Origin of the sequence: Enterovibrio calviensis DSM 14347 (assembly GCF_000621165.1) — a bacterium.
GTDB classification, from domain to species: domain Bacteria; phylum Pseudomonadota; class Gammaproteobacteria; order Enterobacterales; family Vibrionaceae; genus Enterovibrio; species Enterovibrio calviensis.
Genome location: NZ_KK211219.1, coordinates 181,173 through 197,267 on the forward strand (window position 1 = coordinate 181,173; position 16,095 = coordinate 197,267).

15 protein-coding genes are annotated in these 16,095 nt (G+C 48.4%); 11 read left to right on the forward strand and 4 right to left on the reverse strand.

All coding sequences use genetic code 11. The annotated features are described in order from the left end of the window. Positions 1-43: 43 nt before the first annotated feature. Positions 44-1,495, reverse strand: a complete 1,452-nt coding sequence (locus tag Q365_RS0124780; RefSeq protein ID WP_028025893.1) for a dihydrolipoyl dehydrogenase — start codon at positions 1,493-1,495, stop codon at positions 44-46. Between the two features lie 115 nt (positions 1,496-1,610). After that, positions 1,611-2,342, reverse strand: a complete 732-nt coding sequence (locus Q365_RS0124785) for a glutathione peroxidase (RefSeq protein WP_028025894.1) — start codon at positions 2,340-2,342, stop codon at positions 1,611-1,613. A gap of 148 nt (positions 2,343-2,490) precedes the next feature. Between Q365_RS0124785 and oxyR the strand changes: the two genes are divergently transcribed. Then, on the forward strand, positions 2,491-3,399 hold the full coding sequence (oxyR, locus tag Q365_RS0124790) for a DNA-binding transcriptional regulator OxyR (protein WP_028025895.1): 909 nt from the start codon (positions 2,491-2,493) through the stop codon (positions 3,397-3,399). Between the two features lie 183 nt (positions 3,400-3,582). On the opposite strand, the gene Q365_RS0124795 is transcribed toward oxyR, so the two are convergent. Next, positions 3,583-6,099 (reverse strand): penicillin-binding protein 1A, encoded by a 2,517-nt coding sequence (locus Q365_RS0124795; protein WP_028025896.1) that lies wholly within the window; start codon positions 6,097-6,099, stop codon positions 3,583-3,585. Positions 6,100-6,246: 147 nt separating this feature from the next. On the opposite strand from Q365_RS0124795, the gene pilM reads away from it, so the two are divergent. The 9 genes from pilM to Q365_RS0124840 all read left to right on the forward strand — a co-directional run bounded on the left by pilM (position 6,247) and on the right by Q365_RS0124840 (position 15,023). After that, entirely contained in the window at positions 6,247-7,179 is a 933-nt protein-coding gene (pilM, locus tag Q365_RS0124800; protein ID WP_028025897.1) for a type IV pilus biogenesis protein PilM, read from the forward strand. Beyond that, positions 7,176-7,763 (forward strand): PilN domain-containing protein, encoded by a 588-nt coding sequence (locus Q365_RS0124805; RefSeq protein WP_028025898.1) that lies wholly within the window; start codon positions 7,176-7,178, stop codon positions 7,761-7,763. Before pilM ends, Q365_RS0124805 begins: the two co-directional genes overlap by 4 nt. Then, positions 7,753-8,346, forward strand: coding sequence for a type IV pilus inner membrane component PilO (locus Q365_RS0124810; protein ID WP_028025899.1), 594 nt, complete (start codon positions 7,753-7,755; stop codon positions 8,344-8,346). The genes Q365_RS0124805 and Q365_RS0124810 overlap by 11 nt, the downstream gene beginning before the upstream one ends. Next, a complete protein-coding gene (locus tag Q365_RS0124815) occupies positions 8,343-8,861 on the forward strand; it encodes a pilus assembly protein PilP (protein ID WP_028025900.1) in 519 nt (172 codons plus the stop codon). Before Q365_RS0124810 ends, Q365_RS0124815 begins: the two co-directional genes overlap by 4 nt. Before the next feature lie 54 nt (positions 8,862-8,915). Further along, positions 8,916-10,634: a type IV pilus secretin PilQ gene (locus tag Q365_RS0124820; protein WP_035025783.1), complete on the forward strand. Its 1,719-nt coding sequence runs from the start codon at positions 8,916-8,918 to the stop codon at positions 10,632-10,634. Positions 10,635-10,917: 283 nt separating this feature from the next. Beyond that, positions 10,918-11,436 (forward strand): shikimate kinase AroK, encoded by a 519-nt coding sequence (gene aroK / locus Q365_RS0124825; protein ID WP_028025902.1) that lies wholly within the window; start codon positions 10,918-10,920, stop codon positions 11,434-11,436. 18 nt (positions 11,437-11,454) lie between these two features. Further along, the gene (gene aroB, locus Q365_RS0124830; protein ID WP_028025903.1) at positions 11,455-12,531 is read left to right on the forward strand and encodes a 3-dehydroquinate synthase; all 1,077 of its coding nucleotides are present in this window, start codon (positions 11,455-11,457) and stop codon (positions 12,529-12,531) included. Between the two features lie 30 nt (positions 12,532-12,561). Further along, entirely contained in the window at positions 12,562-14,085 is a 1,524-nt protein-coding gene (locus Q365_RS0124835) for an AAA family ATPase (protein ID WP_028025904.1), read from the forward strand. 104 nt (positions 14,086-14,189) lie between these two features. After that, on the forward strand, positions 14,190-15,023 hold the full coding sequence (locus tag Q365_RS0124840; RefSeq protein WP_028025905.1) for a Dam family site-specific DNA-(adenine-N6)-methyltransferase: 834 nt from the start codon (positions 14,190-14,192) through the stop codon (positions 15,021-15,023). 9 nt (positions 15,024-15,032) lie between these two features. Here Q365_RS0124840 and Q365_RS0124845 read toward each other — a convergent pair whose 3' ends face one another. Beyond that, entirely contained in the window at positions 15,033-15,245 is a 213-nt protein-coding gene (locus tag Q365_RS0124845) for a DUF2970 domain-containing protein (protein WP_028025906.1), read from the reverse strand. A gap of 175 nt (positions 15,246-15,420) precedes the next feature. Between Q365_RS0124845 and rpe the strand changes: the two genes are divergently transcribed. After that, complete coding sequence (rpe, locus tag Q365_RS0124850) at positions 15,421-16,095, forward strand: ribulose-phosphate 3-epimerase (RefSeq protein ID WP_028025907.1); 675 nt, start codon at positions 15,421-15,423, stop codon at positions 16,093-16,095.

Here is a 16,095-nt window from a genome sequence, read left to right on the forward strand (position 1 = left end):
AAAGGGTTGGTGTGAACGTGCATTTACGCACTTTAGGGGAAACTTAACAGCCAGGACCGCAGTCCAGACAGTGTTTAACCATTTCAGGGCCAAGGTGCAGTTTTGCATTTAAGTCACGCAGTGCCGTACGCACGCCTTCTTCAATCACTGGGTGGTAGAAAGGCATATCTAGCATTTGCGAAATGGTCATTTGGTTTTGGTGTGCCCAAGCAAGCAAGTGAGCCAAGTGTTCTGCGTTCGGACCCATCATTTCAGCGCCAAGGAAACGCCCTGTTCCTTGCTCGCCATACACGTTAAGCACGCCTTTGTTTCTTAGCATGACTCGTGAACGACCTTGCCCTTCGAAAGACACTGTACCGGTTTCAAAACAGCCGCAGGTTCCTAAACGCGTGGTGATTTCTTTGTATGTTTCACCGACCATTGCGATTTGTGGATCTGAGAACACGGCGGAAATCTTACTGCGGCGCAGTCCCGCTCGAATGTCTGGTGAACGTCCTGCGTTATCACCTGCAATTCGGCCTTGGTCTGCGGCTTCGTGCAGCAGCGGAAGCTGATTGCTTGCATCACCAGCAATGAAAATTGAAGGCACGCTGGTTTGCATGGTGTAGTGATCCGCGATAGGAACACCGCGAGCATCAAGTTCCATACCGGTGTTTTCGACATCGAGCTTGTCGACATTCGGGCGACGACCTGTTGCTGCTAACACATAGTCAACTTCCATGTGTTGCTGCTCGCCTTGTTTGTCGAGATAGCGGATGTGGACTTTTTCACCTTCACGCACCATCTCTTCAACCTTGGCATCGGCATCGAGATAAAACTCTTCATTGAAGGCTTTGTCTGCATACGCCATCACCGTTGGGTCAGTCAGCGGGCCAACCTGACCACCGACACCAAATACTTTCACCTTCACACCAAGACGATGTAGGGCTTGGCCTATCTCCAAACCAATCACGCCAGGGCCAAAGACTGCCACAGACTCCGGTAAGTCATCCCAATCGAATACGTCATCATTGATGATCAAACGGTCACCAAGATCGTTCCATGGGGCAGGCCACGTTGGACGAGAGCCTGTCGCGATGACCACGCGTTTAGCTTCGATGCGAGTGTGGTCATCAACCATGAGTGTGTTGTTATCAATGAACTTGGCGTAGCCTGCGATTTTATCGTCGGCAGGGATTTCATCGACACCTTCTAGAACGAAGCCTACAAAGCGGTCACGTTCACGTTTAACGCGGTCCATGACTTCGCGACCGTCGATCTTGATTTCACCTTGAGGATACACACCGAACCCCGGTGCTTTCTCGATATTGTGAACAGCTTCAGCAGCGGCGATGAGCAGTTTTGATGGCATACAGCCAACGCGAGCACATGTGGTGCCGTAAGGGCCACCTTCAATCATGACGACGTTGTCAGTGTGTGCTTTTGCAGCGCGGTAAGCGCCTAGTCCTGCGGTACCACCGCCAATAACTGCTACATCAACATTCAAGGTTTTCATTATTCTTCTCCAGATGAAACGACGTCCAGACGGCGCGATAAATCGAGTTCGTGTATTGGGCTTCGGATATAGAGAGGGCAGCCAATGCTGCCCTCAAGATGGTTAAGTGTTGAGATTAAGCGAAGTACGCTTCAAGCTCTTCACTACCACCAATGTGCTTACCGCCGATGAAGACTTGCGGTACCGTTGCGCGGCCGCTGATAGCACGAAGGCTGACGGTGGTGGCATCTTGACCCAGTACAATTTCTTCGAACTGTAGCTTGTTATCGATCAGTTGTTGTTTTGCTTTCGCACAGAACGGACAACCTGGTTTGCTGAATACCGTAATTGATTCTTGCAGCTTATGATTTGGAGCAATGTGGCCTAGCATAGTGTCAGCATCAGAGACTTTGAATGGGTCACCTGGCTCGTTTGGCTCGATGAACATTTTCTCTACTACGCCGTCTTTCACCAGCATGCTGTAACGCCATGAGCGCTCGCCAAATCCGATATCATCTTTCGCTACTGCCATACCCATGCCGCGAGTGAATTCTGCGTTGCCGTCTGGGATGAAAGTAATGTTTTCTGCTTCTTGATCCGCTTTCCAAGCGTTCATCACGAAGGTGTCATTCACTGATACACACAGAATGTCATCAACGCCGTGCTCTTTGAATACTGAGTGCAGCTCGTTATAGCGTGGCAAGTGAGTTGATGAACACGTTGGTGTAAATGCGCCTGGTAGGCTGAAGACCACGACTGTTTTACCTGCAAACAGTTCATCCGTTGTTACGTTAACCCATGCATCGCCTTGGCGAGTTGGGAAAGTAACGTTTGGGATATTTTGACCTTCTTTATTAATTAGTTCCATGGTGTACCCCTTAAAATAAATTTTGTTTTTCAGTTCTTTAGTCCGGTGTTCCCGGTTGATGTGTTTATATTACGTCGATAAGGGTAGATAGTTCTAATTGATTAGGTTTATCATTTTAATAAGTGAAATCTATCAAAAGGTGTGTGAAGTGAATATTCGAGACCTCGAATACCTGGTGGCATTGTCAGAGCATCAGCATTTTCGTAAGGCTGCTGAAGCTTGCTTTGTGAGTCAGCCAACGTTGAGTGGGCAGATACGCAAACTCGAAGATGAGCTTGGCGTGGTATTGCTTGAGCGCACCAGTCGTAAGGTCCTTTTCACGGATGCGGGGATGCAACTGGTTCGTCAAGCGCAGAAGGTGCTCATGGAAGTGAAAGTGCTGGAAGAAATGGCCAGCCAGCAAGGGGAGGAGATGTCCGGTCCGTTGCATGTTGGGTTCATTCCCACCATTGGCCCTTACCTCTTGCCGCATATTGTCCCCGCGATTAAGCAGGCATTTCCTGAGTTAGAGCTGTTCCTGCATGAAGCGCAAACTCATCAGCTGGTTCAACAGCTTGATGAAGGTAAACTCGATTGCATCATTGTGGCATCAGTGAAAGAGACGGAGCATTTCAAAGAGATCCCGCTTTATCTTGAGCCTATGCTGTTGGCTGTGCCTGAAAGTCACCGCTGGGCGAATGAAACAGAAATTGGCATGCCTGAGTTACACGGGGAAAATCTATTGATGCTGGCTGACGGTCATTGTCTGCGTGATCAGGCGATGGGATTTTGCTTCGCGGCAGGTGCAAAAGAAGATACACGTTTTAGAGCGACGAGCTTAGAAACCCTGCGCAATATGGTTGCGGCGGAAACGGGCATAACTTTGTTGCCAAAACTGTCAGTGCCTAAGAGCATGCGTCGAGACGGAGTGGTGTACATCAATGCTGTTGACCCAGAGCCACAACGATTGGTAACGCTTGATTACCGTCCTGGATCGCCGCTGCGAGCGCGCTATGAAAAGCTTGCCGTCATCATTGCTTCTGCACTGAAAGACGTTTGTCATCCAGTGAAAAACTAACGCATTCGGTTAACGGCTTAGAATGTGAATACGTTTCGCGAATAGCCAGTTGAAACAGCTAACTTAAAGCAACCAGGTTCAAGCAACAGTTTCACGCAACTAAGTTCAAACAATAAAGGCGCCCGCGGGGGCGCCTTTATATTATGTGAGTTGCATTGGGTATCTAACGTCATCACTTACGTGTTAGAAAAGCTCTTCACCATCGGATTCGTAGATGTTGCCGCCGTTAGAGGCCGCGGCGGAGACGTATTCTGTCGGTTCGCTGCCTTTCTCAAAGTACTCAAACATTGCACTGGCATCGTTTTTACGCGTAAGCAGGCCAGTATCGCGGTCGATGCGTACTTTAACGATGTTAGACGGCAGCACTTTACGTTGGGCAGGGACATCCACCAAGGCATCAACCATAAAGTCTATCCATGCAGGTTGAGACGTTTTTGCGCCAGCTTCCGCGCCAGACGTTTGGGTGTTGTCCAAGTTGGCATTGCGTGACGTACGGCCAAGGTTACGAGAGTGGTCATCAAAACCTACCCATACTGTGGCGACTAAGCCCGGAGCGAAACCTGTGTACCAAGCATCTTTAGAGTCATTGGTCGTACCGGTTTTACCGCCGATATCACGTCGGTTTAGCGGCTTCTGCGCTCGCCAGCCTGTGCCATTCCAACCTGTACCTTGACGCCAATCACCGCCACCCCAAATGTTGGCTTCCAGCATCTCTCTGACTAAGAATGCATTTTGTTCGCTCAGCACTTTCGGCGCATATTCTGGTTCATTCACCATGTCAGCGGTTTGCTCGAGCAGGTTCTCTTCTTCTAGCAAATTGTCGGAGTCACGTTTGTTGGCTTGTTGCGATTCACAGCTCTCACGACAGATAGTCTGAGGTGTTGCTGTGTATTCTAATTCACCAAATGCATCTTCGACTTTGACAATGTAAAACGGCTTGAGGTAGTAACCCCCATTGGCAAACACACCAAAACCTTGGGCCATCTCCATTGGCGTTAAGCTGCCTGCGCCCAATGCCAACGCTTCTGCACGAGGAAGATCGCCGCGCTTAAATCCAAAGCGAGTGAGGAAGTCGATGGTTTCATCGAGGCCAACACGACGAAGCACGCGCACAGCCATGACGTTTTTGGATTGCGCCAGACCAATGCGAGAGCGCGTTGGTCCATCGTAAGTGGGTGGCGAGTTCTTTGGTCGCCATGCAACACCTTGGCTCGAATCCCAGCGGTTGATTGGTGCGTCATTCACCAAGGTAGCTAAAGTCATGCCTTGATCCAGCGCAGCTGAATAGATGAACGGTTTGATGCTCGACCCGACCTGACGGATTGATTGCGTCGCTCGATTGAACTTGCTGTGCACAAAGTTAAATCCGCCCACTAACGCTTTGACTGCGCCATTTTCAGGAGAGATAGCAACCATGGCGGTGTTGGCGTCCGGCACTTGGCTCAAATGCCAAGCGTCATCGATACTTTGTACCCATATTTGCTCACCGACACTCAAGATATCTGCTGTTTGCTTTGGCGCAGAGCCTTGGCGGTTGTCGGTAATGTAGCGACGTGCCCACTTCATGCCATCCCAAGGTAGCGTGACAGTTTCACCACCTTGAAGCTCAACGTTTGCGGTTTTGTCTTCAACCTTGGTAACCACCGCTGGCTTTAGGTCGCCATAGCTCGGTTGTTTTCTTAGGTGAGCAATGATTTCTTCGCTGCTCCAAGGCTGCGCATTGTCGGACCAAAGAGTGGCCACTGCACCACGGTAACCATGACGTTGGTCATAGGCGAGTAAGTTGCTGACAGTGGCATGTTGCGCAGACTCTTGAAGGCGAGAGTCGACGGTGGTGTAAACCTTCATGCCTGACTCGTAAACACCTTCCCCGTATTTTTCGACAGCCCAAGCACGCGCCAATTCCGCCACGTAAGGGGCGTTCAATTCAATTTCGGCACCGTGATAGCGAGCAACGAGAGGCTCGTTGCGTGCTTGTTCGTATTCTGAACGCGTGACATAGCCCTCATCCAACATGCGTTTGAGAACCACATTTCTGCGATTGGTTGCGCGTTCGATGGAGTAAATAGGGTTCATGGTTGACGGGGCTTTTGGCATGCCCGCTAACGTCGCGAGTTCACTGAGTGTTAGATCGTTCAAATCTTTACCAAAGTAAACGCGTGCGGCAGCGCCAAATCCGTATGAGCGATAACCTAAGAAAATCTTGTTGGCGTACAGCGCCATGATTTCTTCTTTGGTTAGCAGTTGCTCAATGTGAATGGCAATGAAAATCTCTTTAATTTTACGCATGATTTTCTTCTCGTTGGACAAGAAGAAGTTACGCGCTAGCTGCTGAGTGATGGTACTCGCACCTTGTTTTGCCGAACCGGACATCGCAACCACGATGGCAGCTCGGGTGATCCCGATGGGGTCGATCCCTGGATGTTCGTAAAAACGACTATCTTCGGTTGCGATTAATGCATCAATTAAGTCTTGAGGCAGCTGATCATAGGTGACCGGAATGCGACGTTTCTCGCCAAATTGGGAGATCAGTTTGCCATCTGAGCTGAATACCTGCATCGGCGTTTGCAGCTCCACATCTTTTAGAGTGGCAACGTCTGGCAATTCAGGTTTTACGTAAACATAAAACCCAAAAATTGTACCCACTCCAAGTAATATGCAAACTATTGCAAGTATGAGCAGTCGCTTAATGAACTTCACTTGATATTTCCCGTCACGTTTTTTGTCGAGCCGTCTGATTGATTAATGTGGGTAGTATAAAGACAACTGAACAAAAAATAACGGATCTGCAAAGAGAACTTTCAAAAAAGTTACTTGATGCTGACTTTTAAGAAGGTAGCACGGTAAATGTTTGGTGTAACAACGACGGTAGGCATTGATATTGGCACAAACACAGTGCGAGCGGCTTTACTTCAGCAAGGTAATCAATCGGTCACGTTGAAAACGTTGCTGGTTGCTCCTTATGACGCAGACACCCTCGATTCCGTATTAAAAAGTGTAAAAAAACGTATTGCTAAGGCGTGCTCACTGCCATGGCACTGGCCAAAACATCAGATCATGGGTGTGCCGCAAAGTAGCATTGCTGTGAAGCGATTCCCTGTACTAAAAGACGCTCCTGAACATGAGCAGTTTGTTCAAGTAGGCTTGCAGCTCTCTGAAAGCCTAGGGTTGCCATTTGACGAGCTTCTTTATGATTACCATACACTGGCCGACAAAAGCGCAACGGAAGTGTATGCCTGTCGAAAATCCATGTTGAATGACACCTTAGCGGGACTGGCTCAGGCTGGGTTCTCGTTGTCTGTGATCGAGCTTCATACTCAGGCGTTGACGCGCTTATATCGAGAGCAATCAGACATTCAGCTTGTGCCTGGGATAGGGTTATTGGTGGATGTTGGCCTTGAGCGATTACAGATTTGTATGGGTGGAGAGCAATCAGGCCCGTTCTATCGTGAACTGCCAGCGCCTATGTTGACTCAATCCAGCCAGCCTTCGACAGATCGACATATGTATACCGAGCAACTCGCCGATATCATTAAGCGTCATTATCAACTCGCGGCAACCCAGCTTTCTGGCGCTGAAGTCTCGCACGTTTGGCTGTCGGGCGAGTGTGCAAAGCATGTCGATATCTTGCAGCTTGAATCTCTCTTATCTTGGCCAACACAAGCCTTAAACCCACTGCGTGGCTTGACGTATTCGCCGGATCTCATTGAAACACTCAATGAGCCTGTGAGCGCATGGTCTACAGCGATTGGTCTCGCCTTGCGAGGAGTGAACCAATGATGGTCAGTATTAACCTTCTTCCGTGGCGAGAGATTAATAGACAGGCTATACGTCGGCAGTTTTTTCAAAAAGTGGCGATGTTACTCATTTTGCTGATTGCACTCACTGGTTTGGGGCGCTGGATGATGAGCCAACAACTTGAGGCACAAGAGGCCCGCAATGCACGCTTGCAAACTGAGATAGACAGTTTGAATACAACCTTACGTGCGTTTGCTAAACGAGAAGTTGAGCGAGACACGTTACAACGGCGCTTAACGCTAGTGAATGCGCTACAAAAACAGCGAAATAACGCGACATTGCTGTTTAACCTTTTACCTCAAATCACCCCCGATGGTGTGGTGCTCGACAAGGTCTCTATGACGTCGGGGAAAGTGAATATTGAAGGACGAAGCCGCTCAAATGCGCAATTGGCGACGCTGCTAGCGTTACTAGAGGCCGATCCAGCCGCTAATCAGGTTCAAATTCATTCCATAATTAGTGATTCATCACGAGCAACCTTTGTTGAAAAGCGATTTAAGGCAACCTTTGAGTTGGTGGGTTACGTGATCCCTAACTTACCTAAGGAGAACACGGATGGCCGCTGATTGGCGTGATTGGGATATCGATGAAATCCCCGAATGGCCCGCAGTGGCGCAAAATCTGTTGCTTGGCGTTATGGCCTTAGCGTTGCTAGGGGCGGCGATGTTTTTTGTTGTGTTGCCGGTGCAAGACGATATTGACATGGCAAAACAAGAGGAAACGCTGCTTCGAACTCAGTTTCGAATCAAAGCCGAACAAGTAGCGGCATTGCCGGATGTGGAAGAGCAAATGGTTGAGTTACAACGCTACTATGCGCGTTTAACACAGCAGCTTCCAGCCGAAGATGAACTCGCTCTTTTGCTTGCGGGAATTAATGATACAGGTCTGCAATATGGCTTGAGCTTTGAACGTCTTAATTGGCGTGGTGGCAAACGCATGGGTTGGCTGTATCAAATTCCGCTAGAGATCGAATTGAAGGGCGACTATCGAAATGTTGGCCAATTCTCTGCAGCGTTAGCGCGATTGCCGCGGATTGTCGCGCTTCAAGACTTCTCTATATCAAGTGAAGGCAAGCAAGATAATCTGAGATTTACCGTCACGGCGCATACCTATCGATATGAAAACGCGAATAAGGGAGTGGCGCAATGAAATATCCCTTTGCACTGATTGCTCTCGCCGTGCTGACAGGCTGTGAGAAAAACGATGCCTCGCAAGAGCTAGAACGTTTTATCGTGCAGACTTACTCCGCCGCAGAAGTGACTGCAACGCCGCTGCCGCCAGAGCCAATTTATGCGGCATTGCCATTTAGCCCTGCGGTTGATACCGATCCATTTGTTTTGCCGGTGGCGGAGCAAGAAGACACGTTGGCAAAAGGTGATTGCTGGCAGCCTAATGATTTACCAAGCAGAGACACGTTGGAAGGATATGAACTCGCGTCGTTAGATTTTAAAGGGGTCATTGGCTTACCTGGCAGTTATTGGGCTTTGGTTGAGGCACCGGACAGCACCATTCACCGAGTAGGGCTAGGGCGCATGATGGGAAACAACCGTGGTCGCGTCGATAGCATTAGTCAACACACGCTTTCTATTACTGAACACTTGCCAGACGGCCTTGGCTGTTGGCAGGTACGTAACGTCAGATTGGCACTAAATAACAACAAATAAGGGTAAATAATGAAAAGCCTGAGGGAAGGATGCCAAGGCAAAATACGCAGCGGAATGTATTGGGTTCTCGCTGCGATATGTTTGCTTGCGTCACCGCTGGTGTCCGCAAGTAATGTGCTACAAAACGTCGATTTTTCAAAAGGAGAAAACGGCAAAACGCTTATTGTCCTAACTTTTGCCGATAAATCCGTGGTGACGAATTTTGGCAAAGAAGACAAAGCGCTGATCATTAGCGCTAAAGCAACACAGGTTGAAGACAACATGATTGGTTCGCGAAGTCTCGACCAGATTGACACCACTGTTGAGTCTCTCGATGTTCAAGCGGTCGATGATGACACCCAAGTGACGTTGAAAACTGCTGGCTACTTCGGCTACGACTATTATCAAACCGACAATGTCTTAACCGTGGAGGTTTTCCCCTTTTCATCTTTGCCGAAGAGCCAATCAAACAAAGATAAAAAAGCGAAGAAGAACGCCAACATCTCAATTAATTTCCAAGACATCTCAGTGCGTTCTGTCTTGCAGATGGTGGCAGAGCACAACGGATTTAACCTCGTTGTATCGGATTCGGTCAACGGCACGTTAACCTTGAGACTCGATGATGTGCCGTGGCAAAAAGCGCTCGATACCATCTTGAATGTCAAAGGGCTAGATAAGCGTCAGATGGGCAATATCTTGTTGGTTGCTCCAAAAGCTGAGTTAGATGAACAAGAGCGATTGGTGCTTGAGAAACGACGCAATGAGAGAGAGCTAGCATCGCTGCGCTCAGAAGTACTGCACATCAAATATGCCAATGCAGTTGATCTGAAAGACATGCTTGATGGTGGCGAAGATGAAGGCATCAGTCTGCTGACTGAGCGCGGCAGTATTGCGGTTGACTCTCGTACCAATGCATTGGTGATCAGAGATTTGGCGGACAATATTGATGTGGTGAAATCACTGATTGCGTCACTGGATATCCCTGTCGAACAAGTAGAAATTGAAGCACGTATAGTAACCGTTGATGAAGGTACACTTGAAGAAATAGGTGTGCGTTGGGGTATCGCGAACACCAATGGTAGCTTCACAACGGGTGGCTCGATTGAGAGCAATGTAGGGTGGGACAACCAATTTATTTCTGATCGAGATAGCGGCGACTTTATTACGGACGGCTCTAACTCCACCAATCAAAATAATATTGATGATTTTCTCAACGTGAACTTGGGAGCGGTCAGCCCAAATGCAGCAAGCATCGCGTTTCAAGTGGCGAACCTCGGTAAAGACTTACTGTTGGATCTTGAACTGTCAGCGCTTCAAGCTGAATCGCGCGCTGAAATCATTTCATCTCCGCGCCTACTGACCACTAACAAACGTGCGGCCTACATTGAGCAAGGTACTGAATTACCATACCTGGAAGCATCATCCAGTGGTGCTGCGGCGGTGTCGTTTAAGAAGGCCGTATTGAGTCTTTCCGTGACACCACAGATCACGCCAGATAACAAACTGGTGTTGGACTTGCAGGTGACTCAAGACAAGCCAGCAGGAACAGTAAAAGCTGGTACTGGCGAAGCGATGGCGATCAATACTCAGCGTATTGGCACCCAAGTCTTGGTGAATGACGGCGAAACCGTCGTGCTAGGTGGCATTTATCAACATGAAATGATGGTAGGTGTCGACAAAATTCCATTGCTTGGCGACATTCCTGGGATTGGTCAATTGTTTCGCCGAAATTATGAAACCATGGGCAAACGAGAGCTTCTTATCTTTGTTACACCACGAATCATGACACAATAAAGTGATTTAACTCATTGTGTTATAGATACTTGTCGTAACAAACATCCTACACAGGCTGAAGTAAGCACCAAGTGCTTGTTTCAGCCTGTTTCCTTGATAAACATGCCGTGCCCGTAAATTTAAACTGCCATAAAGGCTATTTTAAGTTGCCAAAGGGCTAGTTGACCTGAGATAATTTTTGGTCTGATCACGAATTATCTGTGAGGAATTTGGCGCCTCGGGCTTTCAAGTAGCGAGCCTGCGGGCGGTGTTGTTTTCATTAACCGCGCGTATATTGCTTAAAATGGCTGAAAAACGAAATATCTTTCTTGTAGGTCCAATGGGGGCTGGCAAAAGCACAATTGGTCGACACCTAGCACAACAACTACACATGGAATTTTTTGACTCGGACACCGTGATTGAAGAGCGCACTGGTGCTGATATCGCATGGGTGTTTGATGTTGAAGGTGAAGAGGGATTCCGTGTTCGCGAAGAGAACGTCATTAACGACCTGACTGAAAAGCAAGGTATCGTACTGGCGACCGGTGGTGGTTCAATCTTGAGTAAAGAGAGCCGTAACCGTCTATCCGCACGTGGCATTGTTGTGTATCTAGAAACCACTATCGAAAAGCAGTTGGCACGTACTCAACGTGACAAAAAGCGTCCATTGTTGCAAACCGATCAGCCTCGTGAAGTGCTGGAAGCGTTGGCACAAGAGCGTAACCCTCTTTACGAAGAAATTGCTGATTACGTAGTTCGTACTGATGATCAAAGTGCCAAGGTTGTGGCAAATCAAATCATCGAACTATTGGAAAATCACTAAGCACGAATAAGGTATTCCATGGAAAGGATCGACGTAAATCTAGGCGACAGAAGCTACCCCATATCGATTGGTGAAGGATTGCTTTCCGATCCCACCTTCTTTTCTGATGCTAAAGACCGTCAAGTGGTGGTTATCACAAACGATACCATTGCTCCGCTGTATGCGGATCGTCTCCTGAATACCTTGGAAAAAGCTGGTGGTAAACCAGCTTTGCTTACCCTCCCTGATGGTGAGCAATACAAAACACTCGACACGTTTAACACCATCAATACGTTTTTACTTGAGGGCAACTATGCTCGCGACGTGTTGATTGTTGCCCTTGGTGGTGGTGTGATTGGTGATCTTGTGGGGTTTGCGGCTGCTTGTTATCAACGTGGTGTGGACTTTATCCAAGTGCCTACGACTTTGTTGTCACAAGTGGACTCCTCTGTGGGGGGGAAGACCGCGGTAAACCATCCCCTCGGAAAAAACATGATCGGCGCGTTTTACCAACCTAAAGCGGTCGTGATTGATATTGATGTAATGAAAACCTTACCTGCCCGTGAGTTTGCAGCAGGTATGGCTGAAGTGATCAAATACGGCATTATTGCTGACAGCGCATTTTTCACGTGGTTGGATGACAACTATGCAGCGCTGAACCAACTAGACTCCTCAGCTTTGGTGCATGCCATCAAGCGCTGTTGTCAAATCAAAGCAGATGTCGTTGCCGAAGATGAAAAAGAGTCTGGTGTTCGTGCTCTGCTCAATCTTGGTCATACATTTGGTCATGCGATTGAAGCGGAAATGGGCTACGGTAATTGGCTGCATGGTGAAGCGGTTTCCGCGGGTACTGTGATGGCTGCCAAAACAGCCCAATATCAGCAATTGCTTTCGCAAGAAGATGTTAGCCGTATCACTTCCTTGCTCGAAAAATCGAATCTCCCCGTGAAAGCACCTGCAAGCATGGACTATGATGCCTTTATTAAGCACATGAAACGCGACAAAAAAGTGCTTTCAGGGCAACTTCGCTTCGTGCTGCCAACATCTATTGGCACCGCTGAAGTAGTTGCAAACGTGACTCCCGAGACGCTTGCTGAGGTCATCAAGACACATTAAGCGGGTTTGTATATGACAGGCTCCCATGACATGATCGCACTGGATTTAGATAGCCAAATCCAGTTATTGTCGAGAATACAGTTCCTTACTCGATTCAGCTCTAACCTAGTCCAAGTCACTGGTGAACCCGGTGCAGGAAAGACGTGGTTAAGCGAACGTTACCTCGAGAATTGGGCCAATGAGCCCACCCAATCCCTTCTTATCTGCAATCCTAGCCAGCAAGATGCACAACATCGTGCCATCATTTTGCGTCAGATCGTACGTGACGGTGTCTTTAACGAGCAGGACTCGATGCTGCAAAGCCTTGAATACATGCTCGAAGGCCGAAGTGTTCATGCATTAGTTGTCATTGATGATGCGCAGCGTTTGAGTGCCACCATCATTGCTGAATTGTGGGCCTTAGTGACCGAATCACAGCAACGTGAAGGCTGGCAAATCAATGTGTTACTGTTTAGTCTCAAAGGGAAGCTAAATAAGTGGCTACATAAAGTTTCTTATGGTCAGGGTGTAAAACCACTCGAGCTAGAAGTCAGCCCTTTGGCTGACAATGAACGCGAGATGTTCATCGAAGTGATGATGGTCAGCCGCCAATTGGATGCCGCACAGCGCAGAGCGCTGAAGCAAAAAGCGGCATCGTTGCCTTCGTTACCTGGCGCTTTACGAGGGCTGGAACAACAGGAGACCTCCTTGATGGAAGAGAAAAAACGTCGATCCCCATTACCCTTGCTTATCTTAGTGCTGTTTTTACTGGCTATCGGTGGTGGGATTGTTTGGTGGTCAATGATGCCTCAGACTCATCAAGAAGAAGTCGTAGACATGCCTGATGGCGTGAAAGCGCTCGCTGATATTTTGGATGAAAAAGAGCAAGAAATGGCAGCGCAGGCCAACAGTGACGAGTCGATGTCCGGTGAGCTTAAGGATTCCTCCGTGGTGCTTGATGACACCATGGCTTTACCTGATACCCCAATTGTTGAAGGTATGACCGTCGGTCGTCGCGATCAAGATCGCCGAATTGTGGTGCCAGATAATGTGGTTGACGCCATCATGGATGATCAACAAACCGGTGGTGATGGAACCAATGCCGTTACTGAACCGTTGATCCCCGAATTGGCTCAACCTGAAAACGCGACTATCTCTGATTCGATGACGACAGAGCTTGAGACGCCTGAGATGTTGACGGTGCAAGAGAGTGCTGCTGTTGAGACTGCAGCAGCAACGACGCCTCCAACACCATCGACATCAGCGTCAGATGTGCCGATGGCGAATAAGCTTTTGCTGACGGTGCCAAAGGCAAGCTATGCGCTTCAGCTCGCTGCATTGCAATCAAAGGCGGCTGTGAGCGACTTTTTGGCGCAGTATGAGCTTCAAGGGCGCGCATTGGTTTATGAGACTCGTCGAAATGGCGAACCTTGGTACATGGTATTGCTCGGCGACTACCCAACCGTGGCTGAAGCACGACGTGCTGAATTGGCATTATCTGCCGATGTTCGAGGCTTAAATCCGTGGGCGAAATCCTTCACTCAGATCCACAAAGAGATAGGACTGGTTAATTAACCGCGCCTGAGCGTCACGTCAGGTGCGAAATTACGCTGATTGATGGTTAAAAATGAGATACAATCCGCCACCTTTCGAGCATCTGTGGTGGTGGATACACATTAATGAAAAAGCATCGCGCCTTTCTTAAGTGGGCTGGGGGTAAATACTCTCTGGTTGACGATATCCGCAAACACTTGCCGGAAGGTAAAAAGCTGATTGAGCCTTTTATTGGCGCTGGCTCGGTATTTCTGAATACAGATTACGAGCACTACCGCCTAGCTGACATCAATCCTGATTTGATTAATCTCTATAATCTGCTCAAGCAAGAGCCGCAGCGTTACATCGATGATGTGCGAACCTTGTTTACGCAAGAGTACAATCAAAAAGAAGCTTACCTCTCTATTCGCGAAGAGTTTAACGCCACGACCGATCCGTACCTACGATCACTGTACTTCTTGTACATGAATCGTCACGGGTTTAATGGTCTTTGCCGTTACAACAAAAAAGGTGGCTTCAATGTGCCATTTGGCTCTTACAAGAAACCTTACTTCCCACAAGCCGAACTTGAGTTTTTCTCAGAAAAATCCAAAAAGGCGACGTTTGTTTGTGAAGGTTATGAGCAGAGCTTTAAGAGCGCACGCCGTGGCAGCGTAATCTATTGCGATCCCCCTTATGCCCCGCTTTCTTCGACGGCGAACTTCACGACTTACTCTAGTGGTGGATTTAGTCTCGACGACCAAGCGATATTGGGCGATCTTGCCCGCAAAGCCGCGATGGATAAAAGTGTTCCAGTGTTGATTTCAAACCACGATACGCCGCTAACACGCAGCCTTTATCATGGCGCACACTTGAACGTGGTGAGAGTTAAGCGAACGATCAGTCGCAATGGTAGCGGAAGAAACAAAGTTAACGAACTGTTGGCTCTGTTTGCTTGCGAAAGCCCTGAGTCGCCGTAATCGCGCACGTTAGCTTGGCGTGATCAACGCCACCACGCCAATCAACCCCAGTACAAAGATCACTACAAAAATAATACCGACAAACAGGTAAGGCAGCATACTGCCTTGCTTGAAATCACGTTGTCTATTTTTGTCGGATTGCACGCCAAACATCGCCGCGAATACACTTTTTACTACATCCCAAAGGCCGACTTTTTCTGGTTTTTGATCGGTGTCGTGCATAGTGACTCTCTCGCAGTATCTGCTTGTTCTGACACCAGCTTAGCCCATTTGTATAGGTATCACTTGCCCCATCTATAAAACGATCACGTTATGGTATCAATCAGAGGATCTGATAAGACAGATGTGTTCGGATCGGGTAGAATTGCGCCGACTTTTGGGCAAGTGAGGCTATAGAATGAAGGATTTTCTGATTGCGCCGTCGATACTTTCGGCGGACTTCGCACGTTTAGGTGAAGATGTCGAAAGAGTACTGGCAGCGGGTGCTGATGTGGTGCATTTCGATGTCATGGACAACCATTATGTACCTAACCTCACGTTTGGTGCACCTATCTGTAAAGCTCTTCGAGACTATGGCATCACTGCGCCAATCGATGTTCACTTGATGGTGAAGCCGGTTGACCGCATCATCCCTGACTTTGCCAAAGCTGGCGCAAGCATGATCACCTTCCACGTGGAAGCGAGTGACCATGTTGACCGTAGCTTGCAACTGATCAAAGAGCACGGCTGCCAAGCAGGCGTCGTTTTTAACCCAGCGACACCATTGCACCACCTGGACCACATCATGGACAAGGTAGACTTGATCCTACTGATGTCGGTGAACCCAGGTTTTGGTGGTCAGTCATTTATTCCTGAAACGCTAAATAAACTGCGTGAAGTACGTCGCCGCATTAATGAAAGCGGTCGTGATATTCGTCTTGAAATTGATGGCGGCGTAAAAGTCGATAATATCCGTGAAATCGCAGAAGCGGGCGCTGACATGTTTGTAGCGGGCTCCGCTATCTTCGGTCAGCCCGACTACAAAACTGTGGTCGATGAAATGCGAGCGGAACTGAGTAAAGTAGGAAAATAA

Coding starts and splice junctions, on each gene's coding strand:
- Q365_RS0124805 (WP_028025898.1), top strand. CDS start 7,176: ATGATGGTCAGTATTAACCTTCTTCCGTGGCGAGAGATTAATAGACAG.
- Q365_RS0124785 (WP_028025894.1), bottom strand. CDS start 2,342: ATGGAACTAATTAATAAAGAAGGTCAAAATATCCCAAACGTTACTTTC.
- Q365_RS0124815 (WP_028025900.1), top strand. CDS start 8,343: ATGAAATATCCCTTTGCACTGATTGCTCTCGCCGTGCTGACAGGCTGT.
- aroB (WP_028025903.1), top strand. CDS start 11,455: ATGGAAAGGATCGACGTAAATCTAGGCGACAGAAGCTACCCCATATCG.
- pilM (WP_028025897.1), top strand. CDS start 6,247: ATGTTTGGTGTAACAACGACGGTAGGCATTGATATTGGCACAAACACA.
- rpe (WP_028025907.1), top strand. CDS start 15,421: ATGAAGGATTTTCTGATTGCGCCGTCGATACTTTCGGCGGACTTCGCA.
- Q365_RS0124810 (WP_028025899.1), top strand. CDS start 7,753: ATGGCCGCTGATTGGCGTGATTGGGATATCGATGAAATCCCCGAATGG.
- aroK (WP_028025902.1), top strand. CDS start 10,918: ATGGCTGAAAAACGAAATATCTTTCTTGTAGGTCCAATGGGGGCTGGC.
- Q365_RS0124845 (WP_028025906.1), bottom strand. CDS start 15,245: ATGCACGACACCGATCAAAAACCAGAAAAAGTCGGCCTTTGGGATGTA.
- Q365_RS0124820 (WP_035025783.1), top strand. CDS start 8,916: ATGTATTGGGTTCTCGCTGCGATATGTTTGCTTGCGTCACCGCTGGTG.
- Q365_RS0124840 (WP_028025905.1), top strand. CDS start 14,190: ATGAAAAAGCATCGCGCCTTTCTTAAGTGGGCTGGGGGTAAATACTCT.
- Q365_RS0124780 (WP_028025893.1), bottom strand. CDS start 1,495: ATGAAAACCTTGAATGTTGATGTAGCAGTTATTGGCGGTGGTACCGCA.
- Q365_RS0124835 (WP_028025904.1), top strand. CDS start 12,562: ATGATCGCACTGGATTTAGATAGCCAAATCCAGTTATTGTCGAGAATA.